This is a genomic window from Streptomyces sp. NPDC034043 (genome assembly GCF_055575675.1).
In genome coordinates this window covers 164856-190132 of the sequence record NZ_JBVISF010000004.1, presented here as the reverse complement: position 1 = coordinate 190132, position 25277 = coordinate 164856, and the positions used below count along the sequence as shown (strand labels likewise).

The following is a 25277-nucleotide window of genomic DNA, read 5'->3' as shown; positions in this document are numbered from 1 at the left end:
CCGGCCGGAGGGTCTGCGGAAACGATTCAGCCGACGGTCGCGGCCACCGTTTCAGCGGCTGCGGAAGCCCAGTCCGCCGCTCGTCAGGGAGGACGGCGAGGGCAGCGGAACGCCGCCCTGGGCCGCACCGCTCTGCGGGACGCCGCCGCCCCGTGGGGCTCCGTCCAGCAGGGTCGCGCAGAAGCGCTGGACCTTCGCGGCCCCGCCCGCGAGCTTGGCGAGGTACTCGCGCCGGTCGTCGCTGAGGTTCTTCGCCTTGTTCTCCCGGCACAGGTCCTCGGGCCGGGGCTTTTCGGTGCCGCTGTGGCCGCCGCCGGCACCGCCGCTGCCGGCGCCGCCGGCGCTGCTGTCGATGAACCTGTCAGGGGTGCCGTCGGTGCCCGCCGCGCCCCCGCCGCCCGTGGCGGCCGTGCCGGGCGGCGCCGACGGGCCGGGGGTGGTGCCGGGGGGCGTACGCGTGTCCGTGCCCGGCATCCGCGAGGCGTCCGGGCCGTACGAGAAGCCGCCGCCGCCCGGGGACGGGGTCGGCCGCAGCTGCGGGGCGAGGGGGCTGGGGCCCGCGGTCTCCCCGGCCGGCGCCGGGTCCGAGTCGGCGGTGACGGAGACCGCCGGGGCGGGGCCCGCCGTCAGGTGCGCGGCACGGTCCAGCAGGCCGGTTCCGGCGACGGCCGCGATCCCGCCGACGGCGACGCCGGCCAGTGCGGCCGCCAGCCCGAACCGCGCGGCCGTGGCGGGGCGCCGCTGCGCGGGGATGCGTACGGGGGGTATCGGAGCCAGGTCGACCAGGGGTTCGCCGGCGCCGCCGGGGGCCGGGGCGGGGGTCCCGGCGGGCTCCGTCGCGGGCCCCGTGGCGCGGGCCGCGCGGAAGGCGGCCAGGGCGGCTTCCTCGCCGGGCAGCTCGCCGCCGGCGGTCCGGGGCGTCAGGGCGTCGAGGGCGGCGCGCATCCGGGCGGCCTCCGCCCGGGCGCGGGGGTCGGCGCCGACCGGGTCGGGGGTTCCTCCGCGCAGCAGTTCGTCCGCCGCGGCCCGGTCCAGCCACGCGTTGTGCTCGTCGGCCATCACATGTCCTTCTGCGTCCGCCAACGTGAATGCGTCACACCGGTTTGCTCCACCAGGTCCGCCGCCCGCGCGCGCTGTGCGGGTACCGCGTCGAGATCGCGCTCCCGTGCCTGGTCCCCGGCATTATGGCCGACCCGGGCGCGGGATTCCGCTTCGTTTTCCGTCCCGCCCGCCCCGCCGGCGGGGCCGGACTCCGCGCCCAGCAGTTCCGCGAGCTTCTTCAGCCCCCGGTGGGCGGCCGTACGGACGGCTCCGGGCCGCTTGCCGAGGGTCTCCGCCGCGCTCTTCGCGTCCAGGCCGACGACCACCCGCAGGACGACGGCCTCCGCCTGGTCCTGCGGGAGCTGGGCTATCAGCTTCATGGTCCGCCCGGTGGACAGGGCTTCCATGGCCTCGCCGTACGTGTCGGAGTCCGCGGCCCGGCCGGTCAGCTCGGTCTCGTCGCCGCCGATGGCGGGGCGGCGGCCGCGCATGCGGATGTGGTCCAGGGCCCGGTTGCGGGCGATCCGGGCGGCCCAGCCGCGGAAGCGGTCGGCGTCGCCGGTGAAGGATCCGAGGTCGCGGGCGATCTGCAGCCAGGCTTCGGAGGTCACGTCCTCGGCATCGCCGTCACCGACGAGCGTGCGTACGTATCCGAGCAGGCGCGGGTGCACGGCGCGGTACACAGTCCGGAACGCGCTCTCGTCGCCGTCCTGTGCCGCGAGCACCGCGGCGGTCAGCTCCGCGTCGTCCCCCAGCAAAGTCCCCAACCCGTTCGACGTCCTGTACGTGTGGCGCAAATCCGCACGTTACGGCTTTCAAGCACTCTCGTCCACGAGTTCTACAACCAGCGACCAAGCCTGCGCGGAGCGGGGTGTGACAGAAAACGCACTCCATACGCTGACATGGATACGGGCTTGTCGCACGAGTCCGTGACGGATGGCGACCGGGGCCTCTCCTGTGGGGGGTGGCGGCCCCGGTCGTCCTCCCCTCTCCAGCCGGGGCAAACCTCCCCGCCTCATCCTTTCGGCTCACTTCCGGGTGAAATCCCCGTATGGGCAGGGCACCGCCCCTCCGAGATCGCTAGCGTGGCGGCACACCCGCGCCACGCCCCGAGGAGAACCGCTGTCCAGCCAGCTTCCGGCACAGGTCCGCGGTCCGGCCTCCGCCCCCGGCGCCGGACTGGCGCGCTTCAACGCCCTGCCCCCCGAGACCGCCCGCGCGGTCCTGCTGCGCTGCTGCGGCAGCGGGCGCTGGGCCCACCGGGTGGCCGCCCACCGCCCCTACCCCGACACCGCCTCCCTGCTGGCGGGCGCGGACGAGGCCGCGTACGACCTCTCCCAGGGCGACCTCTCCGAGGCGCTGGCCCTGGAGTCCTCGGCGGAGCTGGGCCAGGGAGCCCCGTACGCCGCGCTCCTCGCCCTCGACGCGGCGCGGGCGGAGTACGAGCGGACCTTCGGGCACGCCTTCGTGATCTGCCTGGACGGGCACCCGCCGGAGGAACAGGTGGACCAGCTGCTGGCCGCGATCCGCCGGAGGATGGCTCACGAGATCGACGAGGAGCGCTCGATCGCCGCCGACGAACTGCGCCTGCTCGCCCGCTCCCGGATGGTCCGTCTGCTGGACCGACTCGCCGGAGCGCACCGACCGGACCCCGACGACGGCCTGTCTGCTGCCGATTTCGGACTATTTGCCCCTGCGGGGTAGCCCGTCCGTGCCTGTTTGATCACACCGGCGGACCCCGGGCGAGGGAACCGACAAAGCGTCGCTACGATGTCCGGGGCCGGTGGACCGTACCCGGCCGGGCCCGACCGACAAAGAAGCCGGCTGGCCCCCGCCCCGCTTCCGGAGGGTTTTCCGTGCCGGCTGGAACGTTGTACCGCGGCCGGGAAGGAATGTGGTCCTGGGTGGCTCATCGAGTCACCGGCGTCCTCATCTTCTTCTTCCTGTTCGTACACGTCCTCGACACCGCTCTCGTCCGCGTCTCCCCCGAGGCGTACGACGATGTCGTGGCTACCTACAAGACCCCGATCGTCGCGCTGCTGGAGTACGGCCTCGTGGCCGCCATCCTCTTCCACGCGCTCAACGGTCTCCGTGTCATCGCCGTGGACTTCTGGTCCAAGGGCCCCCGCCACCAGAAGACGATGCTCTGGTCGGTCGTCGTGGTCTGGGTCGTCCTGATGGGCGGGGCCCTGTACCCCGTACTCGGCCACGCCTACCTCGAACTGTTCGGGAAGTGACACGCATGTCCTCTGACACTTCTTCCGCCAAGGCGATCGGCGACGTGGAGGGCGTTTCCCTCTACGACACCGACAACCCGGCGCCCTACATCGAGGCGCCGCGCAAGCGCACGGGCAAGACCCCGCGCTCGACCCGCGGCAACTTCGAGATGGCCGCCTGGCTCTTCATGCGCCTCTCGGGCATCGTCCTCGTCGTCCTGGTCATCGGCCACCTGCTGATCCAGCTGGTGCTGGACGGCGGCGTCTCCAAGATCGGCTTCGCCTTCGTGGCCGGCCGCTGGGCGTCCCCGTTCTGGCAGGTCTGGGACCTGCTGATGCTGTGGCTGGCCATGCTGCACGGCGCCAACGGTCTGCGTACCGTCATCAACGACTACGCGGAGCGCGCCAACACGCGGCTGTGGCTGAAGGGCCTGCTCTACACCGCCACGGTGTTCACCATCCTTCTGGGCACGCTGGTGATCTTCACCTTCGACCCGAACATCCGCTAGGCACGGGCTGAGGCGAATCGACTCATGAAGATCCACAAGTACGACACCGTCATCGTCGGCGCCGGCGGCGCGGGCATGCGCGCCGCCATCGAGGCGACGAAGCGCAGCCGCACCGCCGTGCTGACGAAGCTCTACCCCACCCGCTCCCACACGGGCGCCGCGCAGGGCGGCATGGCCGCCGCGCTGGCCAACGTGGAGGACGACAACTGGGAGTGGCACACCTTCGACACGGTCAAGGGCGGTGACTACCTGGTCGACCAGGACGCCGCCGAGATCCTGGCGAAGGAGGCCATCGACGCGGTCCTCGACCTCGAGAAGATGGGCCTGCCGTTCAACCGCACCCCGGACGGCACGATCGACCAGCGCCGTTTCGGCGGCCACTCGCGCAACCACGGCGAGGCCCCGGTCCGCCGGTCCTGCTACGCCGCGGACCGCACCGGCCACATGATCCTCCAGACGCTGTACCAGAACTGCGTCAAGGAGGGCGTGGAGTTCTTCAACGAGTTCTACGTCCTGGACCAGCTCCTGGTCGAGGAGGACGGCGTCAAGAAGTCGGCCGGTGTGGTCGCGTACGAGCTCGCCACCGGCGAGATCCACGTGTTCCAGGCGAAGGCCGTCATCTACGCCTCCGGCGGCACCGGCAAGTTCTTCAAGGTGACCTCCAACGCGCACACCCTCACGGGTGACGGCCAGGCGGCCTGCTACCGCCGCGGCCTGCCGCTGGAGGACATGGAGTTCTTCCAGTTCCACCCGACGGGCATCTGGCGCATGGGCATCCTGCTGACGGAGGGCGCCCGCGGTGAGGGCGGCATCCTCCGCAACAAGGACGGCGAGCGCTTCATGGAGAAGTACGCGCCGGTCATGAAGGACCTCGCGTCCCGTGACGTCGTCTCGCGCTCCATCTACACGGAGATCCGCGAGGGCCGCGGCTGCGGTCCCGCCGGCGACCACGTGTACCTGGACCTGACGCACCTGCCGCCGGAGCAGCTCGACGCGAAGCTCCCGGACATCACCGAGTTCGCGCGCACCTACCTGGGCATCGAGCCGTACACGGACCCGATCCCGATCCAGCCCACCGCGCACTACGCCATGGGCGGCATCCCGACCAACGTCGAGGGCGAGGTCCTGGCGGACAACACCACCGTCGTCCCCGGCCTGTACGCGGCCGGCGAGGTCGCGTGCGTTTCGGTGCACGGCGCCAACCGCCTGGGCACCAACTCGCTGCTGGACATCAACGTCTTCGGCAAGCGCTCCGGCATCGCGGCGGCCAAGTACGCGGCCGAGAACGACTACGTCGAGCTGCCGGAGAACCCGGCGCAGCAGGTGGCCGACCTCGTCGAGCACCTGCGCAACTCCACGGGCAAGGAGCGGGTCGCCGACCTGCGCCTGGAGCTCCAGGAGACGATGGACGCGAACGTGATGGTCTTCCGTACGGAGCAGACCATCAAGACCGCGGTCGAGAAGATCGCGGAGCTGCGCGAGCGCTACAAGAACGTGTCCGTCCAGGACAAGGGCAAGCGTTTCAACACGGACCTGCTGGAGGCCATCGAGCTGGGCAACCTGCTCGACCTGGCCGAGGTCATGGCCGTGTCCGCCCTGGCGCGCAAGGAGTCGCGCGGCGGTCACTACCGCGAGGACTACCCGAACCGCGACGACGTCAACTTCATGCGCCACACCATGGCGTACCGCGAGGTCGGCGCCGACGGCCAGGACTCCGTGCGCCTGGACTACAAGCCCGTCGTCGTCACCCGCTACCAGCCGATGGAGCGTAAGTACTGATGGCCACCCCGACCCTGGACAAGATGGAGGCGGCGGCCGCCGCCTCGCCGTACATCACGGTCACCTTCCGGATCCGCCGCTTCAACCCCGAGGTCTCCGACCAGGCGGAGTGGCAGGACTTCCAGATCGAGATCGACCCGAAGGAGCGCGTGCTCGACGGTCTCCACAAGATCAAGTGGGACCTCGACGGCACGCTGACCTTCCGCCGCTCGTGCGCGCACGGCATCTGCGGCTCCGACGCGATGCGGATCAACGGCAAGAACAGGCTCGCCTGCAAGACGCTGATCAAGGACATCAACCCGGAGAAGCCGATCACCGTCGAGGCCATCAAGGGCCTCACGGTGATGAAGGACCTCGTGGTCGACATGGAGCCCTTCTTCCAGGCGTACCGCGACGTCATGCCGTTCCTGGTCACCAAGGGCAACGAGCCGACGCGCGAGCGCCTGCAGTCCGCCGAGGACCGCGAGCGCTTCGACGACACCACCAAGTGCATCCTGTGCGCCGCGTGCACGTCCTCGTGCCCGGTGTTCTGGAACGACGGCCAGTACTTCGGCCCGGCGGCGATCGTCAACGCGCACCGCTTCATCTTCGACTCGCGTGACGAGGCCGGCGAGCAGCGGCTGGAGATCCTGAACGACAAGGACGGTGTGTGGCGCTGCCGCACGACCTTCAACTGCACCGACGCGTGCCCGCGCGGCATCGAGGTCACGAAGGCGATCCAGGAAGTCAAGCGGGCGCTGATCACCCGCCGCTTCTGATCCCTTCGAGGCGCCGCCCGCGGCGCCGAGCAGGACCCCGCCCGCCGGTCCCGGCCTCGGCCGAGACCGGCGGGCATCGGGCCCCGCCCCCGGACATCCTCCGGGGGCGGGGCCCTTTCGCGTACCCGGGGCTCGGCACCGGCCGCTTGAACCTGTTCAAAAAGGGGTCTACAGTCGGGCCTGCCAGAGAGTTGAACACGTTCAAGGGGGCTGGGGCAATGGACCTCACCGTGGCCGCGTACGTCATCTACCTGTTCACCAGCATCGGACTGACCGTCTGGGTCGCCCGCACGCTCAGCCGCAACGGCCGCGTCTTCATCGCCGACGTCCTCCAGGGGAACGAGAAGCTCGCGGACGCCGTCAACCACCTCCTGGTGGTCGGCTTCTACCTCGTCAACATCGGCTTCGTGACCCTGTACCTGCGCTCGGGCGAGACGGTCCTCGAAGCCCGGGGCCTCTTCGAGGCCCTGTCGGTCAAGCTCGGCGTCGTCCTGCTGGTCCTCGGCGTCATGCACCTCGGCAACGTGTGGGTGCTGAGCCGGATGCGCCGCCGGGGGATCATGGAGCGGCAGGCCGCTCAGCGGCCGCCGATGCCGCCGCTCCCCCCGCAGGGGTGGACCGTGCCGGCCGGGGCCTGACCCGTGGCGCGGGCCGTGCGGGCCGGTGCCGTCCGGTCCCTGACCGTCCTGTACGACGCCGACTGCCCCGTGTGCGTCCACGTCCGGAACTGGCTGGGCCGGCAACGGCAGCTGGTCCCGCTGCGGCTGGTGCCGGCCGCCTCCGCCGAGGCGCGGCGGCGGTTCCCGGGGCTGGCGCACGCCGAGACGCTCCGCGAGATCACCGTCGTCGGCGACGCGGGGCAGCTGTGGCGCGGGACGGACGCCTTCGTCGTCTGCCTGTGGGCCCTGGCCGAGCACCGTGCGAAGGCCGACTGGCTCGCCACCCCGGCGGGCCGTCCCTTCGCCAGGGCCGCCATGCACACGGCCGCCGCCGTACGGCACGCCGTACGTTCCAAGTCCGAAGCGGAGCCCGGGGAACCGGCCTGTGACGAGCAGTGCTCCGCGCCCCGATAAAGTCGGACACCGTGACAGATCAGAAGGCTCCCAAAAGCGAGCAGACCCGCACGCTCATTCTCGAAACCGCGCTCCGGCTCTTCCAGGAGCGCGGGTTCGACAAGACGACCATGCGGGGCATCGCCAAGGAGGCGGGGGTCTCGGTCGGCAACGCGTACTACTACTTCGAGTCGAAGGAACACCTCGTCCAGGGCTTCTACGACCGGATCGGCGCGGCCCACCAGGCGGCGGTCCGGCCCATCCTGGACCAGGAGACCGATCTCCAGAAGCGGCTCGCCGGCGTACTGACGAGCTGGCTCGAAATCGCGGAGCCGTACCACGAGTTCGCCTCGCAGTTCTTCAAGAACGCGGCGGACCCCGAGAGTCCGCTCAGCCCGTTCTCCGCGGAATCGGAACCGGCGCGCAAGGCGGCCATCGACATCCACCGCGAGGTGCTGGCCGGGGCGAAGACCAAGGTGCCCGCCGAACTGGCCGACGCCCTGCCGGAACTGATGTGGCTCTCCCAGATGGGCCTGGTCCTGTACTGGGTCTTCGACCGCTCGCCCGGCAGCGAGAAGACCCGCCGGCTCGCCGAGCGCGGGGCGCAGCTGACCACGCGCGGCATCGTGCTGGCCCGGTTCCGGGTGCTGCGGCCGCTGGTGCGCGAGGTGCACGAGCTCTTCGCGGACTTCCTGCCGGGCATGGCGCAGACGGCGGCCTCGCGCGCCGCGACGCGGACCCCGGACCCCGGCTCCGTCCGCTCCGGGGAGGAGTGAGGGTCCCGGGTCACCGGCCGGGGAGTCGCGGGGTCAGGCCTGGTACGAGGCCAGTTCGACGACGGTGATGTCGGACGGCGCGCCGACCCGGACCGGCGGCCCCCAGGCACCCGCGCCCCGCGACACGTACAGCTGGGTGTCGCCGTAGCGTTCCAGGCCCGCGACGGTCGGGTTCGCCAGCTCGGCCAGGTACTTGCCGGGCCACAGCTGGCCGCCGTGGGTGTGCCCGGAGAGCTGGAGGTCCACGCCGTGGCGGACGGCCTCGTCGATCACGATCGGCTGGTGGGCGAGGAGTACGGAGGCACGCGCGCGGTCGCGGTCCCCGAGGGCCGCGCGGAAGTCCGGTCCCTTGCCCTCCTTCTCGCCCTGGACGTCGTTGACCCCGGCGAGGTCGAAGTGGGGCAGCTCGCGGCGGGCGTTCTCCAGGGGGACGAGGCCGAGTTCGCGGACGTGGTCGATCCACTGCTGGGCGCCGGAGAAGTACTCGTGGTTGCCGGTGACGAAGTAGCTCCCGAGGCGGGCGCTCAGCTCGCGCAGCGGCTCGGCGGCGGGGCCGAGGTCACGGACGTCGCCGTCCACGAGGTCGCCGACGATGGCGATGAGGTCGGGCTGGGTGCGGTTGACGGTGTCGACGATGCGGCGGGTGTGGGCGCGGCCGAGGACCGGGCCGAGGTGGACGTCGCTGACGACGGCGATGCGGAACCCGTGCGCGGCGCGGGGCAGCCGGGCCAGCGGCACCTGCACGCGCTTCACGCGGGGCCCGCGCAGCACGCCGTGGGTGCCGTTCCCGACGGTCACCGCGGCCGCGGCGACGGCGGCCCCGCCGAGCACCCGCGCGACGAACACCCGCCGGCCGACGGCGCCGGGGGCCGGATCGAGGGCCGGGTCGGAGGCCGGATCGAGGGCCTGGCCGGGAGCCGGGTCGCGGGCCGGGTCGGAGGCCGCGCCGGCGGCCGGCTCGGGAGCCGCGCCCGGAGCCGGGTCGGGGGCGGCGCCGGGGGCCGGCTGGGCCGTTCCCCCGCCCGCCCCGGCCGGTCCGCCCGCGGGGGAGGCCAGTTCGAGCCCCTCCGGCGCCCGGGGGGCCGGGGGTGCGGGAATCCGGCGGAGCCACAGGCGGCGGACCGGTTCCGCCACCGCCATCGCCATCGTCAGGTACAGCAGCACCGCCAGCCACATGTACCCCGGCCACGCCACCAGCCGCTCCAGCCAGAACGGCGCACCCGCCCGCCCGGCGGTCAGCGCCGCCAGTGCCAGCAGCGGCAGCGCGAAGGCCAGGACGGTGCCCGCCTTCCGTGCCGGGCCGCCCGCGCGGGTCGTGTCGCGGACCAGCCGGATCCAGAGCCAGCGGTGGACCGACGCGAGCAGCGCCAGTACCGCGACCACCGCCACGATCACCACGACCACGGTCATCGTGATTCCCGTCGCAGGGCCAGGACGCCGCGCAGCCCGATCACACCAACGGCCGTCCCCAGCAGAAACGACGTGACCGCCAGGAGAAGGTGGACCCAGAAGTAGGCCGTGGGCTTTCCGTCGTCGAAAGCCAGACCGCTGGCGTCGTGGAAGAGGTTCTTGACGAACGTGGACCAGATCACCCAGGACCAGGCTCCGAACGCTGCGAGGAACCAGGACGCGGTACGGCTGAGTTTCATGTCCCCAGTATCGGTTTCGTCCCCAGGACGGACGCGCCGGGGTGGGCCGTACCGGGTGTGGTTGGGCCCGGTTGGCCGGTCCCGGACGCCTGGCAGTCCATCGGGATGTACGTTCACCTGCGTGTCTGCCAAGAAGACCGCGCTGACGGTCCTTTCCGCCGCACTGCTGCTTCCAGCGGTCCTCGTGGCACCCGCGAGCGCGCCCGCGCTCGCCGCGCCGGCCCCGCCCCCGCCGGCCGACGGGAAGGGCAGGCCCCGGAAGGCACCGCACGCCCCGGCGCCGCCCCCCGCGATGTCCACCGTCGGCGGCGCCCGCCTCGGGCTGCCCGGGACCCAGGTCAATCCGCTGCCCGGGGCGCCCTCCCTGCCGGCCAACCTCAGCGGCCGGTCCTGGATCGTGGCGGACGCCGAGACCGGGGAGGTCCTCGCGGCGCACAACGCCCACTGGCGGCTGCCCCCGGCGTCCACCCTGAAGATGCTCTTCGCCGACACGGTGCTGCCCGGCCTCCCCAAGGACCGGGTGCACAGGGTCACCGACGAGGACATGGAGGGGGTCGGCCCCGGCAGCAGCCTGGTGGGGGTCAAGGAGGACCACGAGTACAGCGTCCACGACCTGTGGCTCGGCGTGTTCCTGCGCTCCGGGAACGACGCGGTGCACGTCCTCTCGGCCATGAACGGCGGCGTCGAGAAGACCGTCAAGGACATGCAGGCGCACGCCGAGGAGCTCCAGGCCCTGGACACCCACGTGGTGTCCCCCGACGGCTACGACGCCCCCGAGCAGGTGTCGAGTGCGTACGACCTCACCCTCATCGCCCGTTCCGGGCTCCAGAAGCAGGACTTCCGGGAGTACTGCGGCACGGTCGAGGCGAAGTTCCCCGGCAGGCAGGAGGAGGGCAGGCCGCGCGAGTACTTCGAGATCCAGAACACCAACCGGCTGATGACCGGGGCGGGCGGCATCAGCCCGTACAAGGGCATCGCCGGGGTGAAGAACGGCACCACCACCATGGCCGGCTCGACCTTCACCGGCGCCGCCCAGCGCGGGAACAGGAAGCTGCTGGTGACGGTGATGAACCCGGACAACGGCGGGCTGAACGGGGTGTACGAGGAGACCGCCCAGCTCTTCGACTGGGGCTTCGAGGCCGCCGGGAAGGTCAAACCGGTGGGCGAGCTGGTGCCGCCGAAGAGCGCGGACACCTCCCCGCACGGCTCCCCCGCCCAGTCCCACGAGAAGGGCGGGACGTCGGCGGGCGGCGACGCCTCCGGCAGCAGCGGCCTCGGCACGGCGTTCGGCATCACGGGCGGGGCGCTGGCCGCCCTGGCGGGCGGGGCGTTCGCGGTCAACCGCCGCTGGCCGCGCGGCCGCCGCGGCCCGGGGGGCGGTGCGGGCAGCGGCGGCTAGTCCGAGGCCGTCCCCGGGGCGGCGCCGGCTTCGGCGGCTTCGGTGTCTTCGGTGTCTTCGGTGTCTTCCGCGTCCGCGTCCCCGTCGGGCGTCGCCGTCCAGGCCGCGCAGAACAGGAGCAGCCGCGCCGTGAAGCTGATCCACAGCAGCAGGGCGATCGGCACGCCGAAGGCCCCGTACATGCTCTTGGCCGCGACCTCCCTGATGTAGCCGCTGAGCAGCAGCTTCAGCAGCTCGAAGCCCGCCGCGCCGATCAGTGCCGCCTGGATCAGCCGGCCGCGCGGCGGCTCCACGCCGGGCAGCAGGGTGAGCAGGTAGAGCAGCAGCAGGAAGGCCGCCAGTACGCCGACGAGGAAGGCCGCGGCGCGCAGCAGCGCCCCGCCGGCGCCCTCGCGCGGGATGCCGAGGAGCTCGGCGGACTTGCCGACCGCGCTGGCTCCGACGATCGACGCGGCCGCCGAGGCCAGGGCCGCGCCGCCGAGGCCGAGGAGCACGAGGGCGTCCTTGCCCTTGCGCAGGAAGGGGTTGCCCTCGTCCTCGTCGTCCTTCTCCCAGACGGCGCGCAGGCAGTCGCGCATGGAGCCGATCCAGCCGATGCCGGTGAAGAGGAGAAGGGCGCCGGCGACGAGGCCGACGGTGCCGGCGTTGGCGACGAGCGCCTCCAGGTCGAGCTGGTCGGAGATGCCGGGGACCTGTTCGGCGAGGCTGCGCTGGAGACGCTCCAGCTGTTCCCGGCTGAGCAGCCCGGCGCCGACGGCGGCGGCGACCGTGATCAGGGGGAACAGCGCGAGGAAGCTGATGAAGGTGATCGCGGCGGCGAGCCGGGTCCAGTGCACCCGGTCGAGACGCTCGTACGAACGCCAGGCGTGGGTCCGCATGGCGGCGGACGCCGCCGGGCCGATCACCGGGAGTTTCTTCAGCCAGTCCATGGGGCCACCGTAAATGAGCTGCTGGAAATAGCCGGGATTGTCGCTTTCGGGCACTACGGTCGTCGATTGTGACTTTTCGCCCTACGGATCGTCCCCCGGCCCGGCCGTTCCACACCCTGCTGCTTCGGAGCCTGCGGTTCCGCGCCCACCAGGCCCTGCGCCCCCTGCGTCAGGAGCGCGGCACGGCCGTGTCGCCCACCGGAGCGGGCTGTGCCGGGACTCCGGGGGCGCCCGCGCCGAAGGGGTACTCGCGCAGCTTGCGCCAGACCCCGTCCGAGCCCTGCTCGTAGAGCGCGAAGCCCTCGCACAGCCAGCCGGCGGCGTAGTCGGCCAGCTCGGCGTAGGCCCGGTCCATCGCCTCCTCGGAGATCCCGTGGGCGACCGTGACGTGCGGGTGGTACGGGAAGGCCAGCTCGCGGGCGAGCGGCCCGCGGGGGTCGCGTACCTGCCCCTGGAGGCGGGTGCAGTCCGGGGTGCCCTCGGCGAGCCGGACGAAGACGACCGGCGAGAGGGGGCGGAAGGTTCCCGTCCCCTCCAGGCGCATCGGGAAGGCCCTGAAGGCCCGCGCGACCTCCGTCAGGTGGGCGCGGATGGCGGGCAGCCGGTCCGCCTCCACCTCGGTGGGCGGTACGAGGGTGACGTGCGTGGGGATGCCGTGCGCGGCGGCGTCCCCGAAGCCGGCGCGCAGCTGCTGGAGCTGGCGGCCGTACGGCTCCGGGACCGCGATCGAAACGCCGAGCGTTACGGTCCCCACGTGTGTCTCCTTGGTGTGTGTACGAGGTGCTGCCGCTCAGTGTGGCGCCAGCACGCCCTCGGCCGCCAGGGGCGCCGGTCCGTCAGTGCTTGGCGGGCAGGAAACCGAGGCGGTCGTAGGCCTGCGCCAGGGTCTCCGCGGCGACCGCCCGGGCCTTCTCCGCACCCTTGGCCAGCAGGGAGTCCAGGGTCTCCGGGTCGTCCAGGTACTCCTGGGTGCGCTGCTTGAAGGGTGTGACGAAATCGACCATCACACCGGCGAGGTCGGTCTTGAGCGCGCCGTAGCCCTTGCCCTCGTACTGGGCCTCCAGGGCGGGGACCGACTCGCCCGTGAGGGTGGAGTAGATCGTGAGCAGGTTGCTGACGCCCGGCTTGTTCTCGGTGTCGAAGCGGATCTCGGAACCGGTGTCGGTGACCGCGCTCTTGATCTTCTTCTCGGTGACCTTGGGCTCGTCGAGGAGGTTGATCAGGCCCTTGGGAGAGGAAGCGGACTTCGACATCTTGATCGCCGGGTCCTGGAGGTCGTAGATCTTCGCGACCTCCTTGACGATGTGCGCGGCGGGAAGGGTGAAGGTCCGGCCGAAGCGCTGGTTGAAGCGCTCCGCCAGGTCGCGGGTCAGCTCGATGTGCTGGCGCTGGTCCTCGCCGACCGGGACGGCGTTCGCCTGGTAGAGGAGGATGTCGGCGACCTGGAGGATCGGGTAGGTGAACAGGCCGACGCTGGCGCTGTTGACCCCGCCCTTGGCGGACTTGTCCTTGAACTGGGTCATCCGGCTGGCCTCGCCGAAGCCGGTGATGCAGTTCATGACCCAGCCCAGCTGCGCGTGCTCCGGGACGTGGCTCTGGATGAAGAGCGTGCACCGCTCGGGGTCCAGGCCGGCGGCGAGGAGCTGCGCGGCGGACAGGCGGGTGTTCGCGCGGAGGTCCTTCGGGTCCTGCGGCATGGTGATCGCGTGCAGGTCGACGACCATGTAGAAGGCGTCGTGCGTCTCCTGGAGGGCGACGTACTGGCGGATCGCTCCGAGGTAGTTCCCGAGGTGGAACGAGCCGGAGGTGGGCTGGATGCCGGAGAGCGCGCGGGGACGATCAGAAGCCATGCCCCCATTCTCTCAGGTGCGGGGCCGCTCTCCGGCCGCACACCGGCCGGAACCCACCGGTGCGGTTCGGGCCCGGGGCCGGGGGGCGGCCCCGGACGGCCCGCGCGGAGGGGTGCCCGGTGGCCGGATCCCGCCCCCGGCCGGGCGGCCCGTCAGGCCCCGTGGGCGGGGCGGGGGGCGTGGGTCCCCCGCCCCGCTCTCCCGGTCAGGCGAGCGGCAGGCCGGGGGCCGGGAAGGCGGCCATCAGGTCCGCGACCTCGGAGCGGATCCCGGCCAGGGCCGGCTCGTCGGACTTCGCGGCGGCGTCGACCGCGCGGGAGATCCAGCCCGCCACCAGCGGCATGTGCTCCGCCCCCAGGCCCCGCGACGTCAGCGACGGGGTGCCGATGCGGATGCCCGACGGGTCGAACGGCTTGCGCGGGTCGAACGGCACCGTGTTGTAGTTCACGACGATCCCCGCCCGGTCCAGCGCCTTCGCCGCGACCTTGCCCGGCACGTCCCGCGAGGTCAGGTCCATCAGGATCAGGTGGTTGTCCGTGCCGCCCGAGACGAGGTCGAAGCCGCGCTCCAGCAGGGCGGAGGCCAGCGCCTTCGCGTTGGCGACGACCGCGTGCGCGTACGAGACGAAGGACGGCTGCGCGGCCTCGTGCAGGGCCACCGCGATGCCCGCCGTCGTCTGGTTGTGCGGGCCGCCCTGGAGGCCCGGGAAGACCGCCTTGTCGATGGCCTTCGCGTGCTCCTCCCGGCACATCAGCATCGCGCCGCGCGGCCCGCGCAGGGTCTTGTGGGTGGTCGTGGAGATCACGTCCACGTGCCCCGCCGGGGAGGGGTGGGCGCCGCCCGCGATCAGGCCGGCGATGTGGGCCACGTCCGCGACCAGTACCGAGCCCGCCTCCTCGGCGATCGAGGCGAAGGCCGCGAAGTCGATGGTCCGCGGAAGGGCCGTGCCACCACAGAAGATGATCTTCGGGCGCTCCGCCAGGGCCAGCTCCCGGACCGCGTCGTAGTCGATGAGCCCGGTGTCGGCCCGCACGCCGTACTGGACGCCGCGGAACCAGGAGCCCGTCGCCGAGACGCCCCAGCCGTGCGTCAGGTGGCCGCCCATCGGCAGGGCCATGCCCATCACCGTGTCGCCGGGCTTCGCGAAGGCCAGGTAGACGGCCAGGTTGGCCGGGGAGCCGGAGTAGGGCTGGACGTTCGCGTGGTCCACCCCGAACAGGCCCTTGGCCCGCTCCACGGCGAGGGCCTCGACCCGGTCGATGTTCTGCTGGCCCTCGTAGTACCGGCGGCCGGGGTAGCCCTCGCTGTACTTGTTCTGCAGGACGGTGCCGGATGCCTCCAGCACGGCCGCGGAGACGTAGTTCTCGCTGGGGATCAGCCGCAGGGTCTCCGCCTGGAGCGTCTCCTCGGCGGTGACGAGCGAGGCGAGCTCGGGGTCGGTGGCGTACAGGGCGGGCTGGCGGTGCGCGGTCATCGCGGCTCCTCCGGGGTCGATGTCGGTTCGTCCCCGCGAGGCCCAGGCGAGCGGCCCTGTGTGCGGTCGTGCGCGCTCGACTCCCCCGGAGTTCGTTCTCCGTACGCCAGTCGCCGTGCGTACCGGACACCTTAGCTGGCGCGGCACCGGGGAGGTTTCCGCTCCCACGATCCGAGCGACGATACAAAGGACGTCACCCACGTCACCCGCGCCACCAGCCAGACGGACGATCGGAGACCCCGTGTCGAGAACTGCTGATGCCATCCGCTCCGCCGACGAACACAGCGCGCACAACTACCACCCCCTGCCGATCGTCGTCGCGACGGCGGAGGGGGCGTGGATGACCGACGTGGAGGGCCGCCGGTACCTCGACATGCTCGCCGGGTACTCGGCGCTCAACTTCGGCCACGGCAACCGCAGGCTGATCGACGCCGCCCGCGCCCAGCTGGAGCGGGTCACCCTCACCTCCCGCGCCTTCCACCACGACCGCTTCGCCGACTTCTGCGCCGAACTGGCCGCGCTCTGCGGCAAGGAGATGGTGCTGCCCATGAACACGGGCGCGGAGGCGGTGGAGACCGCGGTGAAGACGGCCCGCAAGTGGGGGTACGAGGTCAAGGGCGTCCCCGACGGCCAGGCCAAGATCGTCGTCGCCGCGGACAACTTCCACGGCCGTACGACGACCATCGTGTCCTTCTCCACCGACCACGAGGCCCGCGACCACTACGGCCCCTACACGCCCGGCTTCGAGATCGTCCCCTACGGGGACCTGACCGCCCTCGACGCCGCCGTCACCGCCAACACCGTGGCCGTGCTGCTGGAGCCGATCCAAGGCGAGGCGGGGGTCCTCGTCCCTCCCGCCGGATACCTGGCGGGCGTACGGGAACTGACGCGCCGGCGGAACGTCCTGTTCATGGCGGACGAGATCCAGTCGGGCCTGGGCCGCACCGGCCGGACCTTCGCGTGCGAGCACGAGGGCGTCGTGCCCGACGTGTACGTCCTGGGCAAGGCGCTCGGCGGCGGGGTCGTGCCCGTGTCCGCCGTGGTCGCCGACCGGGACGTGCTCGGGGTGTTCCGCCCCGGCGAGCACGGGTCCACCTTCGGCGGGAACCCGCTGGCCTGTGCCGTCGCGCTGGAGGTGATCGCGATGCTGCGCACCGGCGAGTACCAGGAGCGCGCCGCCGAACTCGGCGACCACCTGCACCGGGAGCTGAACCTGCTGACCGGCGGCGGCGCGGTGACCGCCGTACGCGGCCGCGGGCTCTGGGCGGGCGTGGACGTCGCCCCGTCGCGCGGGACGGGCCGCGAGGTCTCCGAGAAGCTGATGGAGCTCGGGGTCCTGGTGAAGGACACCCACGGGTCGACGATCCGGATCGCGCCGCCGCTGGTGATCACCAAGGAGGACCTGGACTGGGGGCTGGACCAGCTGCGGTCGGTGCTCTCCGCCTGACGGCCGACGGCGCCGGGAGGCGGGCGCGGCGGGCGCGGCCGGACCCTCCGGTCCCGGCGGCGCCCGTCGCCGCTCCCGGCCCCGCGGTGGACACCGGGAGCGGTCCGCCGGACGATGGGAGGACGCGTACGGGTGCGCGCCCTGCCGATCCCGGGCCCGACCCTCCGATGGGAGCAACCCCATGCACCGACGCAACCGACACACCCTGCTCTGCGGCGTCCTGGCGTCCTGCGTCGCCCTGGGCGGCGCCGCTGCCCTCGCCGCACCGGCCGCCGCCGCCCCGGCGGCGGTACCCGCCGCCAGCTGCACGGTCACGCCCGACCCGCAAGGGCGGTTCGTCGTCATCACCGGCGAGGGGTTCACTCCCCCGCGCAACCTCAACGACGGCGAGTCCACCGAACCGCTGAACATCGACGCCGACGGCAACTTCCGGGTCCAGCGGTTCCAGAAGAACGTCGACTACACCGTCCTCGCGGTCAACGAGGACCAGGACTTCGTCTTCGTGAACTGCAAGGTCACGGGGTCCACGCCCTCCGCCGGCGACTCGAGGGAGTACCAGAAGGGCTACTCGGACGGGCACACGGCCGGAATGGCGGCGGCGTCCCGGTCGAACTGCGACGTCCCGGCCCAGCCCGACACGAGCCAGGACCACTCCGAGTCCTACTGGCGCGGCTGGAAGTCGGGGGCCGAAACGTCCTTCGACAGCTACTGCGGCGACGACAACTGACGGCCCCGAACGCCCCTGACGGCGCTACAGAATGACGTGGGGCAGGAAGCGGGCGTACTCGTCCGTGACGAGCCCCGCCGATTCCCGGATGCCGAGCCCCGCCGCCTCCTCCTCGACGACCCACGCGCCGAGCACGACGCGGTTGCCGTCGAAGTCGGGCAGCGGGGCCAGCGCCTGGAAGACGTACGTCTCCCCCTCGGCCGGCACGAAGGGCTCGCCGCCCCCGCCCGCCTCGTGCAGCGTGACCCCGGCACCCTCGCGTCCCAGCAGCGGCTTGGCCGCGTACCCGCAGGTGGCGGCCAGCTCGCGCGGGCCGTCGAGGTAGGCGGGCAGCAGGTTCGGGTGGTCGGGGAAGAGCTCCCAGAGGATCGCCAGCAGCGCCTTGTTGGCGAGCAGCATCTTCCACAGCGGCTCGATCCAGGCGGTGGTGCCCGAGCCGCCGCCGTGGTCGTAGGTGCCCAGCACCTGCGGCCCGAACTCGTCGGTGACCAGCCACTCCCACGGGTAGAGCTTGAAGCAGCTGCGGATGAAGCGGAGCCGCTCGTCCACGAACCGGCCCGAGAGGCTGTCCCAGCCGATCGTCTCCACCGAGAGCGCGTGCGTCTCCAGTCCGGCCTGCTCGGCGGTCTCCTGGAGGTAGGCGACCGTCATCAGGTCCTCGCCGAGCTCGTCGGTCTCGGAGTGCGCGAAGTGCACCGGGCCCGGCGGCAGCAGCTCGGCCTGGTGCCGCCACGCCTCGACGAGGCGCTCGTGGAGGGAGTTCCACTGGTCGGCGCCGGGAAAGCGCTCCTCCATCCAGAACCACTGCGGGCTCGCCGCCTCCACCAGGGAGGTGGGCGTGTCGGCGTTGTACTCCAGCAGCTTGGCGGGCTCGCCGGCGCCGTCGTAGCGCAGGTCGAACCGGCCGTAGAGGGACGGCTGTTCGGCGCGCCGCCGCCAGGACTCGGTGATCCGCGCGGCCAGTTTCGGATCGGTGATGCCGAGGTCCGCGAAGCGGTCGTGCTCGACGATGTGCGCGGCCGCGGCCAGGCACATGGCGTGCAGCTCCTCGACGACCTCCTCCAGGGCCTCGACCTCCGGGAGCGAGAAGGAGTAGTACGCGCTCTCGTCCCAGTAGGGCCGCAGGGAGTCGTCGGGGTAGCGGGTGAGGGGGTAGATCAGACCCTGCTCCTCGACGGTCTTCTGCCAGCCGGGGCGCGGTTCGATGGTGTGCCGCTGCATCTGCGCTCAGCCGCCGGAGGAGCCGGAGCTGCTGTGGCCGCCGATGCCGCCGCGGGTGACGGCGGACTTGTCGAAGCTGCCGCCGGTCACCTTGCCGTTGCGGACGGTGCCGCCGTAGTAGTACGAGCCGGTGCCGCCGCTCCTGCACTCCTTCGAGTTCAGGTGGTTCAGCGTGGAGCGGGAGGCGCAGCGCTTGTCGGGCTCGTCGTTGCTCCCGCAGGCCACGAGGGTGGCGGCGAGCAGGCCCATGCCGCCGAGGGCGACCGCGCCGGAGCGCATGCGTCGTCTGGTGGTGTTGCCGGTATCCATGGCCTGCACCCTAGAGCGGTGGCGCGGGGGTATGGAATCCGGCCGCCGTCACACCCTTGTCACGATGGTGACCTAGAGTCGGTTCGTGCTGCTTGGGGTGGTTTGCGCACTGGGTGCGGCGGTCTGTTTCGGCACGGCGTCCGTACTCCAGGCCGTGGCGGCCCGGGCGGCGGCCCGGCCGGGTGCGGCCGCCGGCGTGGACGCGGCACTGTTCCTGCGGGCGGTGCGGCAGTGGCGGTACGTGGTGGGGCTCGCACTGGACGCGGTCGGCTTCGTGCTCCAGATCATCGCCCTGCGGCACGTTCCGATCTACGCGGTGGGGGCCGCGCTGGCCGCCAGCCTGGCGGTGACCGCCGTGGTCGCGGCCCGGCTGCTGCGGGTGCGGCTGTCGCGGCTGGAACGGGGCGCGGTGGGGGTGGTGTGCGCGGGGCTGCTGATGCTCGGGCTGGCCTCGGGCGAGGAGGGCTCCGGCAGCGGCACCCCCGCGCTGGAGCTGGGCCTGCTGGGCGTGGCGGTGCTGGTGCCCGCGGTCGGCACGGTGGCGGGGCGGCTGCCGGACGGGCCGCGCGCGCTGGTGCTGGGGCTGGCCGCGGGGACGGGCTTCGGGGTGGTGGAGGTGGCGGTCCGGCTCATCGACTCCGTCTCACCCCGGGCGCTGCGCGACCCCGCGCTGTACGCGCTGCTGCTGGGCGGGGCGGCCGCGTTCCTGCTGCTCACCTCCGCCCTGCAGCGCGGCTCCGTGACGGCGGCGACGGCGGGCCTGGTGCTGGGCGAGACGGTCGGCCCGGCGGCCGTGGGCGTGGCGTGGCTCGGGGACCGCACCCGCGAGGGGCTGACCTGGCTCGCGGTGGCCGGCTTCGCGGTGGCGGTGGCCGGATCCCTGGCCCTGTCCCGCTTCGGCGAACCCGGACCGGAGCCGGAACCGTAGGCGCGCGGCGGGGCGCGGGCTCAGGCGGGCGGGGGCAGGGCGGCCGACAGGGCCCTCAGGGCGGGGGGCCAGGCGCTGGTGGAGGGGGTGCCGTAGCCGACGATCAGGGCCTCGCGCGGCGGCATCGCCGAGTCCGGGTGGCGGAACCGCGCCAGGCCCTCCAGGGCCAGGTCCTGCCAGGCGGCGGCCTGGACGACGGACCGCTCCGTGCCCGGCGGGAGGTCCAGCACCGCGTGCAGCCCGGCCGCGATGCCCGAGACGGGCACCCTGCCCGCCACCGCGGCCACCAGCTCGTCCCGGCGGCGCCGGTAGCGCAGGCGCATGCCGCGCACGTGGCGGTCGTACGCCCCGGAGGTGAGGAACTCCGCCAGGGTCAGCTGGTCCAGGGCGCTGGACGTCCAGTCGACCGGGCCCTTCGCCGCCAGCACCTCCTCCAGCAGGTCCGGCGGGACCACCATCCACCCCATCCGCAGCGCGGGGGCCAGGGACTTGCTCGCGGTGCCCAGGTACACCACCCGGTCCGGGTCCAGGCCCTGGAGCGCACCGACGGGCTGGCGGTCGTAACGGAACTCCCCGTCGTAGTCGTCCTCCAGGATCACCCCGCCCGTGGTCCGCGCCCAGTCCACGGCCGCCGCCCGGCGCCCGGGGGTGAGGGCCGCGCCCGTCGGGAACTGGTGCGCCGGGGTCAGCAGCACCGCGCCCGTGCGGGGTCCGAGTCCGGTCAGGTCCGGGGTGCGGGCGCCGGCCTCGTCCACCCACAGCGGCCGGGTCACCAGCCCGGCCCCGGCCAGCAGCTCCCGGTGCACGTCGAGGCCGTATCCCTCCACGGCCGCCTCCCGCACCCGACGCCCCCTCAGTACCCGGCCGAGCAGCGTCAGGGCGTGCGCGAAGCCGGCGCACAGCACGATCCGGTCCGGGTCCGCGTACACCCCGCGCGCCCGCGCCAGGTACCCGGCGAGCGCCTCCCGCAGCTCCACCCGGCCGCGCGCGTCGGAGGCGTACCCCAAGGCGTCGTTCGGGGCGCCGGTCAGGGCCCGCCGGGCCGCCGCCAGCCACGCGGCGCGGGGGAAGCCGCTCAGGTCCGGGGAGCCGGCGACCAGGCTGTACGCGGGCCCCCGGCGCGCGGGGCGGCGTACCTGCGGGGAGCCGGCGGCCCTGCGGACCCTGGCCCGCTCGGCGACGCGGGTGCCCGAGCCCTGGCGGGCGGTCAGCCAGCCCTCGGCGACGAGTTCCGCGTACGCCTCGGCGACGGTGTTGCGGGCGATCCCCAGGTCGGCGGCGAAGGAACGGGACGACGGCAGCCGTGTCCCGGGCGCGAGCCGCCCGCTGCGCGCGGCCTCCCGCAGCGCCTCCGTGAGCGCGGCCCGCAGGCCCCGGCCGCCCGCCGCCGCGGCGAGGTCCAGGTGCAGGTCGGCACCGAAAGTGGCCCATGATCCCGTCATGAACATGGACCATATAGGCGGGCCGCCTCCTTCGTACGGTGGAGCCATGAGCAACCAGGAAAGCAACCACGACCGCAGCCCCGAGCTCGCCGCCGAGCACGCCCCCCGGATGCAGTTCGCCAAGGCCGCCCCCGAGGTCTACAAGGCCGTCATCGGCCTGGAGATCGCGGCGAAGAAGGGCCTCGACCCGAGCCTCGTCGAACTCGTCAAGATCCGCGCCTCGCAGATCAACCACTGTGCCTTCTGCCTGGACATGCACGCCAAGGACGCGCTCGCCGCCGGAGAGAGCATCGAGCGCGTCCTGCTGCTCGGCGCCTGGGAGGAGTCGCGGCACTTCTACACCGAGAAGGAGCTGGCCGCGATCGAACTGACCGAGGCCGTCACCGTCCTGACGGACGGCTTCGTACCGGACGAGGTGTACGCGCGGGCGGAGAAGCACTTCGCGGAGGCCGAGCTGGCCCAGTTGATCGCCGTCATCGCGACGATCAACGTCTGGAACCGGATCGGCGTCACCACCCGCATGACCCCGGGGCACTACACCCCGGCGGCGAAGAAGGCCTGACCGGCCCTCCCGCCGGGAAGGTCCGGTCAGTCGGTCCGGAAGGACTCCAGGGCCGCCGTCAGGTGTGCGCGCGTCGTCGCGCTGTCGGCGGCCGGGCCGGCCGCCAGCAGGGCCCACCGCCGGCCGTCGGGGGCGGTGACGATCCGCTCCACGCCCCGGCGGCGGCCGTTCGACTCCACGCTGTCGTACTCGTAGACCAGTTCGCAGCCTGCCCCGGCCGTCGGTTCGACGGACACCTGCCGGTAGCCGGACGTCGCGTCGCGCAGCTGGTCGGAGGAGGTGCGCAGCAGTTCGCAGGAGCCGATGGCACCGCTCTCCGTGACCCGGAAGATCTGGAGCAGGGCGCTGCGGTCGCCGGGCCGGCGGTAGAAGGACCCGCTGCCCGTCTCGTCCGTGCTGGGTTCCCAGCCGGTGGGGACGGCCACCGAGAAGCCGTTCTCGTCGCGCACCACGGTGTAGCCGGCGCTGCCGCCCGGGGAGGGGGCGGTGGCCGGGGGTCCGCTCGTGGCCGGAGACGGGCTCGCGGGCTCACTCCCGGGCCCGGACCCGGTGGCCGTCGGCGGCGACGACAGGGAGGCCGGCGGCCGCGCCGAGGCCTCGGGGCCGTCCTGGTCGCCGAGCGCCATCCACGCCGCCACCGCGGCGCCGCCCACGACCGCCGCCGCCAGCCCGACCAGCACCGGGGTACGCCACTGCTGCGCGCCGCCCGGCGGGGGCGGGGGCGGCGGGGGCACGGGCGCGGCCGGCACCGGGGGCCACGGCTCGTGGTACCCCGGCGCGGTGGGCGGAGGCATCGGCGGCAACGCGGGCAGCGGGGTCGGCGTGTCCGGCGGTACGGGGCGTGGCGGAGCGGGGGCGGGACCGGGAGCGGGATCCGGAGCCGGGCCGGGAGCGGAAGCCGGGCCGGAATCCGGAGCCGCGCCGGCGGCCCGGCCGGAGTCCGGGGCGGGGCCCCACTCCCACCGCTGCGACTGCGGATCCCACCGGGCGCCGTCGGACGAGGACACCGGTCAGCCTCCCAGCGAGGCCAGCAGCCCGCCCAGCGCGGTGGCCGCGCCCAGCGTCTCCACCAGCGGGGCCCACCGCTCCAGTGCCCCGCGCAGCCGCGCGGGCAGCCCGGGCCGGATCTCCTCGGCCTCCTCCAGCTCTCCGGCCGCCTCGTCGAGTTCGGCGTCGAGCCGCGCGCGTTCGGGGCTGCGGGGCAGCCGTACGAGGGCGGCGCGCAGTTCGCGTACGGCCTCCAGCAGCTCCGCGGCGCCGGGCGCGCGGTCCTGCGTACCGCTGTGGTGGTGGACGGTGTTGGTGTTGTCGCTGCCGCCGATGCTGAAGGCGCTGCCGTGGACGTCGCCGATCCGGACCGCGCGCCCCTCCCCGTTACTTGCCACCGCTGCTCCCCTTGCCGCTCGTACCGATGGTGTTGGTGTTATGGCTGCCGCCGAAGCTGGCGGCGCTGTTGTTCATCGACTGGATGTAGATGCCGCCCTCGGCGATGTGGACCGCGCGCTGCGCGAACTCCTCGGTGTGCCAGCCCGCTTCGTGCAGGGCGACGGTAACCCCGCCCACGACGCGGTCCTGAATGGTTTTCAGGTAGCGGGCGAGGTCCATGAGGTGGAAGAGCGAGCCGTCGTCCATGGCTGCGAGTTCCCGTACGGAAACCTCCGGCCCTTCGGGGCGGGCGCCCCCGTGGCCGCCGGTGACGATCCGCCACCAGCTGGCGGCGCCGCCTGCCAGGGTGGTGACGGAGGCGACGAACGAGCCGGGGGTCGCGGCGAGCGCCCCGACCGCCTTGCCGAACCAGCTGTTGTTCAGCAGGCGCTGGGCGGCCGCGTCGGCGTTCTGGAAACGGGTGCGGACCGGCAGCAGGACGTGCGGGGCCACTTCCAGCATCAGCATGCGGCCCTGGGTGTGGACCCGTACGAAGACGGTGACGACGAGGTTCTCGTCCCAGCCGCCGACCCGGATGCGCAGGAAGTGCCTGCGCCGCTCCCCGCCCTCCTCCATGGCGCCGAGCCGGTGTTCGGCGAACCGCTGCGGGGACAGCGGCGCCGCGTCCCGGTGCGGGAGGCCGACCGCCGGGAGGAAGACGCACTCGTCGACGACCAGCTCGCGGAGCCGGTCCAGTACCGCCGCCTGGGCCTCCCGCGAACCGTGCGGGGAGGGCATGCGCAGGGCGTGCAGCAGCGGGACGATGCGCTCCACGATGTGGGCGTTGGTGACGGGCTGCGGCTTCCGGTCGGGGCCGAGGTCCTCGCGGGGGCGCAGCTCGACGGACAGCTGCCAGGGGCGGAAGGCGTCCCCGGCCCCGGTGAAGGGGGCGTTGATGTTGTACATGACCAACGGGGAGTGCTGTTCGGCCCGGATCCGGTCGCGGACGCGGGCGAAGCGGGGGCTCTCCGTGACGGGATCGGCGGACGGGTCGGCGTAGCGGCGCGGCTCCAGGTCCCGGGTGACGATGCGGGCGCCGTGCCCGCGCTGGAGGCCGACCAGGGTGACGACGGCCGCGAACGCGAGGGGGGTCAGCCACAGGATGAGGAAGGACGAGTCGCCGGAGTCCCCGAGGCCGCTCGAACCGCCGAACCCGCCGGAGCCGTCGTAGCCGCTGTCGCCGCTGTCGCCGATGTCGCCGCTGTCGCCGATGAAGAAGAAGAACCGGGAGGGGTCCCCGCTCTCCCGGTCGCCGGCCACGGCCGGCCAGTACGCGACGAGGGCCAGCAGCAGCATCACCCAGCCGTACACCCTGACCAGCACGGACAGGAAGCGCACGAGGCCGTGGCGGCGGTCGCGCAGCCAGTTGGCGAAGCTCAGCAGGAGGAAGGGGAAGAGCAGCAGGCTCAGCGCCCCGCTGGTCAGCAGGGAGCCCACGAACCAGGCGCCGATGACCCCGCCGGCCCAGGCCAGTTCGACGCGGCGGGCGCGGAGCGCGTGGGCGAGTACGCGGGTGGCGTCGAAGCCGTAGGAGGGGGCGGCGATGCGTTCCTCGTGGACGAACAGTTCATCGATCACCCGGTCCCGGTAGGCGGCGTCGAGGTAGGTCCCCGCGCACAGGAGGCGGCCGGCTTCGCTGAGGGAGGGGTGAACGGGTGGGCGGCCGCCGTGAGCCTCCGCCGGGAGATCGCCGCCGGACTGAGGAGGAATCAGGTGGTCGGTCACCGGGCGACCTTATTTACCACCTACATGGATAGACAGGCGCTTTCACGCCAAAGCGCCCC

Annotated in this window: 27 protein-coding genes and 1 riboswitch; of the genes, 13 read left to right on the top strand and 14 right to left on the bottom strand. The window is 72.9% G+C overall.

Annotated elements, in window-relative coordinates:
* Positions 1 to 51: 51 nt before the first annotated feature.
* Entirely contained in the window at positions 52 to 1059 is a 1008-nt protein-coding gene (locus tag ACZ51S_RS12125) for a hypothetical protein (protein ID WP_468960659.1), read from the bottom strand.
* On the bottom strand, positions 1059 to 1799 hold the full coding sequence (locus tag ACZ51S_RS12120) for an RNA polymerase sigma factor (RefSeq protein WP_468475596.1): 741 nt from the start codon (positions 1797 to 1799) through the stop codon (positions 1059 to 1061). Before ACZ51S_RS12120 ends, ACZ51S_RS12125 begins: the two co-directional genes overlap by 1 nt.
* 364 nt (positions 1800 to 2163) lie before the next feature.
* On the opposite strand from ACZ51S_RS12120, the gene ACZ51S_RS12115 reads away from it, so the two are divergent.
* The 8 genes from ACZ51S_RS12115 (at position 2164) to ACZ51S_RS12080 (ending at position 8131) form a co-directional block, all read left to right on the top strand.
* Positions 2164 to 2745, top strand: a complete 582-nt coding sequence (locus tag ACZ51S_RS12115) for a 2-oxo-4-hydroxy-4-carboxy-5-ureidoimidazoline decarboxylase (protein WP_468475595.1) — start codon at positions 2164 to 2166, stop codon at positions 2743 to 2745.
* A gap of 152 nt (positions 2746 to 2897) precedes the next feature.
* On the top strand, positions 2898 to 3278 hold the full coding sequence (gene sdhC / locus ACZ51S_RS12110) for a succinate dehydrogenase, cytochrome b556 subunit (protein WP_388934565.1): 381 nt from the start codon (positions 2898 to 2900) through the stop codon (positions 3276 to 3278).
* 5 nt (positions 3279 to 3283) lie between these two features.
* A complete protein-coding gene (locus ACZ51S_RS12105) occupies positions 3284 to 3766 on the top strand; it encodes a succinate dehydrogenase hydrophobic membrane anchor subunit (RefSeq protein ID WP_267033120.1) in 483 nt (160 codons plus the stop codon).
* Between the two features lie 24 nt (positions 3767 to 3790).
* On the top strand, positions 3791 to 5545 hold the full coding sequence (gene sdhA / locus ACZ51S_RS12100) for a succinate dehydrogenase flavoprotein subunit (RefSeq protein WP_468170047.1): 1755 nt from the start codon (positions 3791 to 3793) through the stop codon (positions 5543 to 5545).
* Positions 5545 to 6303, top strand: coding sequence for a succinate dehydrogenase iron-sulfur subunit (locus ACZ51S_RS12095; protein ID WP_388934568.1), 759 nt, complete (start codon positions 5545 to 5547; stop codon positions 6301 to 6303). Before sdhA ends, ACZ51S_RS12095 begins: the two co-directional genes overlap by 1 nt.
* 218 nt (positions 6304 to 6521) lie before the next feature.
* Positions 6522 to 6941 (top strand): hypothetical protein, encoded by a 420-nt coding sequence (locus tag ACZ51S_RS12090; protein ID WP_468475452.1) that lies wholly within the window; start codon positions 6522 to 6524, stop codon positions 6939 to 6941.
* Between the two features lie 15 nt (positions 6942 to 6956).
* Positions 6957 to 7376, top strand: coding sequence for a thiol-disulfide oxidoreductase DCC family protein (locus ACZ51S_RS12085; protein WP_468960657.1), 420 nt, complete (start codon positions 6957 to 6959; stop codon positions 7374 to 7376).
* An 11-nt stretch (positions 7377 to 7387) separates the two neighbouring features.
* Positions 7388 to 8131: a TetR/AcrR family transcriptional regulator gene (locus ACZ51S_RS12080; protein ID WP_468475450.1), complete on the top strand. Its 744-nt coding sequence runs from the start codon at positions 7388 to 7390 to the stop codon at positions 8129 to 8131.
* A gap of 33 nt (positions 8132 to 8164) precedes the next feature.
* Here ACZ51S_RS12080 and ACZ51S_RS12075 read toward each other — a convergent pair whose 3' ends face one another.
* Both ACZ51S_RS12075 and ACZ51S_RS12070 read right to left on the bottom strand, forming a co-directional pair.
* Positions 8165 to 9541 (bottom strand): metallophosphoesterase, encoded by a 1377-nt coding sequence (locus ACZ51S_RS12075; RefSeq protein WP_468960655.1) that lies wholly within the window; start codon positions 9539 to 9541, stop codon positions 8165 to 8167.
* On the bottom strand, positions 9538 to 9780 hold the full coding sequence (locus ACZ51S_RS12070; RefSeq protein WP_468475448.1) for an SCO4848 family membrane protein: 243 nt from the start codon (positions 9778 to 9780) through the stop codon (positions 9538 to 9540). The genes ACZ51S_RS12075 and ACZ51S_RS12070 overlap by 4 nt, the downstream gene beginning before the upstream one ends.
* Before the next feature lie 121 nt (positions 9781 to 9901).
* On the opposite strand from ACZ51S_RS12070, the gene ACZ51S_RS12065 reads away from it, so the two are divergent.
* Complete coding sequence (locus tag ACZ51S_RS12065; RefSeq protein ID WP_468803817.1) at positions 9902 to 11179, top strand: D-alanyl-D-alanine carboxypeptidase family protein; 1278 nt, start codon at positions 9902 to 9904, stop codon at positions 11177 to 11179.
* Here ACZ51S_RS12065 and ACZ51S_RS12060 read toward each other — a convergent pair.
* From ACZ51S_RS12060 to ACZ51S_RS12045, 4 genes are all read right to left on the bottom strand, one after another.
* A complete protein-coding gene (locus ACZ51S_RS12060) occupies positions 11176 to 12108 on the bottom strand; it encodes a YhjD/YihY/BrkB family envelope integrity protein (protein ID WP_468803816.1) in 933 nt (310 codons plus the stop codon). The genes ACZ51S_RS12065 and ACZ51S_RS12060 overlap by 4 nt on opposite strands.
* A gap of 169 nt (positions 12109 to 12277) precedes the next feature.
* The gene (locus tag ACZ51S_RS12055; RefSeq protein WP_468475445.1) at positions 12278 to 12862 is read right to left on the bottom strand and encodes a 2'-5' RNA ligase family protein; all 585 of its coding nucleotides are present in this window, start codon (positions 12860 to 12862) and stop codon (positions 12278 to 12280) included.
* An 82-nt stretch (positions 12863 to 12944) separates the two neighbouring features.
* Entirely contained in the window at positions 12945 to 13958 is a 1014-nt protein-coding gene (trpS, locus tag ACZ51S_RS12050) for a tryptophan--tRNA ligase (RefSeq protein ID WP_468475444.1), read from the bottom strand.
* A 205-nt stretch (positions 13959 to 14163) separates the two neighbouring features.
* Complete coding sequence (locus ACZ51S_RS12045; protein ID WP_388934593.1) at positions 14164 to 15432, bottom strand: serine hydroxymethyltransferase; 1269 nt, start codon at positions 15430 to 15432, stop codon at positions 14164 to 14166.
* Between the two features lie 33 nt (positions 15433 to 15465).
* Positions 15466 to 15556: riboswitch (ZMP/ZTP riboswitch) on the bottom strand.
* A 117-nt stretch (positions 15557 to 15673) separates the two neighbouring features.
* On the opposite strand from ACZ51S_RS12045, the gene rocD reads away from it, so the two are divergent.
* Together rocD and ACZ51S_RS12035 are read left to right on the top strand one after the other, a co-directional pair.
* Entirely contained in the window at positions 15674 to 16879 is a 1206-nt protein-coding gene (rocD, locus tag ACZ51S_RS12040) for an ornithine--oxo-acid transaminase (RefSeq protein ID WP_468475443.1), read from the top strand.
* 181 nt (positions 16880 to 17060) lie between these two features.
* Positions 17061 to 17606: a hypothetical protein gene (locus ACZ51S_RS12035; protein ID WP_468960652.1), complete on the top strand. Its 546-nt coding sequence runs from the start codon at positions 17061 to 17063 to the stop codon at positions 17604 to 17606.
* Positions 17607 to 17630: 24 nt separating this feature from the next.
* On the opposite strand, the gene ACZ51S_RS12030 is transcribed toward ACZ51S_RS12035, so the two are convergent.
* Together ACZ51S_RS12030 and ACZ51S_RS12025 are read right to left on the bottom strand one after the other, a co-directional pair.
* Entirely contained in the window at positions 17631 to 18827 is a 1197-nt protein-coding gene (locus ACZ51S_RS12030; RefSeq protein WP_388934601.1) for a glutathionylspermidine synthase family protein, read from the bottom strand.
* A 6-nt stretch (positions 18828 to 18833) separates the two neighbouring features.
* Positions 18834 to 19136 carry a hypothetical protein gene (locus ACZ51S_RS12025; RefSeq protein WP_468475441.1) on the bottom strand — a complete coding sequence of 101 codons (303 nt, stop codon included), beginning with the start codon at positions 19134 to 19136 and terminating at the stop codon, positions 18834 to 18836.
* An 85-nt stretch (positions 19137 to 19221) separates the two neighbouring features.
* Between ACZ51S_RS12025 and ACZ51S_RS12020 the strand changes: the two genes are divergently transcribed.
* Complete coding sequence (locus tag ACZ51S_RS12020; RefSeq protein WP_468803815.1) at positions 19222 to 20064, top strand: DMT family protein; 843 nt, start codon at positions 19222 to 19224, stop codon at positions 20062 to 20064.
* Between the two features lie 20 nt (positions 20065 to 20084).
* Here the strand turns inward: ACZ51S_RS12020 and pdxR are convergent, their stop codons facing one another.
* A complete protein-coding gene (pdxR, locus tag ACZ51S_RS12015; RefSeq protein ID WP_468475440.1) occupies positions 20085 to 21506 on the bottom strand; it encodes a MocR-like pyridoxine biosynthesis transcription factor PdxR in 1422 nt (473 codons plus the stop codon).
* 46 nt (positions 21507 to 21552) lie between these two features.
* Here pdxR and ACZ51S_RS12010 point away from each other — a divergent pair, with 46 nt between their 5' ends.
* Entirely contained in the window at positions 21553 to 22068 is a 516-nt protein-coding gene (locus tag ACZ51S_RS12010; RefSeq protein WP_468803813.1) for a carboxymuconolactone decarboxylase family protein, read from the top strand.
* Positions 22069 to 22094: 26 nt separating this feature from the next.
* Here ACZ51S_RS12010 and ACZ51S_RS12005 read toward each other — a convergent pair whose 3' ends face one another.
* The 3 genes from ACZ51S_RS12005 to ACZ51S_RS11995 form a co-directional block, all read right to left on the bottom strand.
* Positions 22095 to 22862 (bottom strand): hypothetical protein, encoded by a 768-nt coding sequence (locus ACZ51S_RS12005; protein WP_468884654.1) that lies wholly within the window; start codon positions 22860 to 22862, stop codon positions 22095 to 22097.
* 216 nt (positions 22863 to 23078) lie between these two features.
* Positions 23079 to 23453 carry a hypothetical protein gene (locus ACZ51S_RS12000; protein WP_468475437.1) on the bottom strand — a complete coding sequence of 125 codons (375 nt, stop codon included), beginning with the start codon at positions 23451 to 23453 and terminating at the stop codon, positions 23079 to 23081.
* Positions 23443 to 25218, bottom strand: a complete 1776-nt coding sequence (locus tag ACZ51S_RS11995) for a hypothetical protein (protein ID WP_468960649.1) — start codon at positions 25216 to 25218, stop codon at positions 23443 to 23445. The genes ACZ51S_RS12000 and ACZ51S_RS11995 overlap by 11 nt, the downstream gene beginning before the upstream one ends.
* Between the last annotated feature and the right edge of the window lie 59 nt (positions 25219 to 25277).

Bases quoted from the DNA above. Each gene is read 5' to 3' on its own strand.
- ACZ51S_RS12125 (WP_468960659.1), bottom strand. From the start codon at position 1,059: ATGGCCGACGAGCACAACGCGTGGCTGGACCGGGCCGCGGCGGACGAA.
- ACZ51S_RS12105 (WP_267033120.1), top strand. From the start codon at position 3,284: ATGTCCTCTGACACTTCTTCCGCCAAGGCGATCGGCGACGTGGAGGGC.
- sdhA (WP_468170047.1), top strand. From the start codon at position 3,791: ATGAAGATCCACAAGTACGACACCGTCATCGTCGGCGCCGGCGGCGCG.
- ACZ51S_RS12095 (WP_388934568.1), top strand. From the start codon at position 5,545: ATGGCCACCCCGACCCTGGACAAGATGGAGGCGGCGGCCGCCGCCTCG.
- ACZ51S_RS12090 (WP_468475452.1), top strand. From the start codon at position 6,522: ATGGACCTCACCGTGGCCGCGTACGTCATCTACCTGTTCACCAGCATC.
- ACZ51S_RS12075 (WP_468960655.1), bottom strand. From the start codon at position 9,541: ATGACCGTGGTCGTGGTGATCGTGGCGGTGGTCGCGGTACTGGCGCTG.
- ACZ51S_RS12070 (WP_468475448.1), bottom strand. From the start codon at position 9,780: ATGAAACTCAGCCGTACCGCGTCCTGGTTCCTCGCAGCGTTCGGAGCC.
- ACZ51S_RS12060 (WP_468803816.1), bottom strand. From the start codon at position 12,108: ATGGACTGGCTGAAGAAACTCCCGGTGATCGGCCCGGCGGCGTCCGCC.
- trpS (WP_468475444.1), bottom strand. From the start codon at position 13,958: ATGGCTTCTGATCGTCCCCGCGCGCTCTCCGGCATCCAGCCCACCTCC.
- ACZ51S_RS12045 (WP_388934593.1), bottom strand. From the start codon at position 15,432: ATGACCGCGCACCGCCAGCCCGCCCTGTACGCCACCGACCCCGAGCTC.
- ACZ51S_RS12035 (WP_468960652.1), top strand. From the start codon at position 17,061: ATGCACCGACGCAACCGACACACCCTGCTCTGCGGCGTCCTGGCGTCC.
- ACZ51S_RS12030 (WP_388934601.1), bottom strand. From the start codon at position 18,827: ATGCAGCGGCACACCATCGAACCGCGCCCCGGCTGGCAGAAGACCGTC.
- ACZ51S_RS12025 (WP_468475441.1), bottom strand. From the start codon at position 19,136: ATGGATACCGGCAACACCACCAGACGACGCATGCGCTCCGGCGCGGTC.
- pdxR (WP_468475440.1), bottom strand. From the start codon at position 21,506: ATGACGGGATCATGGGCCACTTTCGGTGCCGACCTGCACCTGGACCTC.
- ACZ51S_RS12010 (WP_468803813.1), top strand. From the start codon at position 21,553: ATGAGCAACCAGGAAAGCAACCACGACCGCAGCCCCGAGCTCGCCGCC.
- ACZ51S_RS12005 (WP_468884654.1), bottom strand. From the start codon at position 22,862: ATGCCTCCGCCCACCGCGCCGGGGTACCACGAGCCGTGGCCCCCGGTG.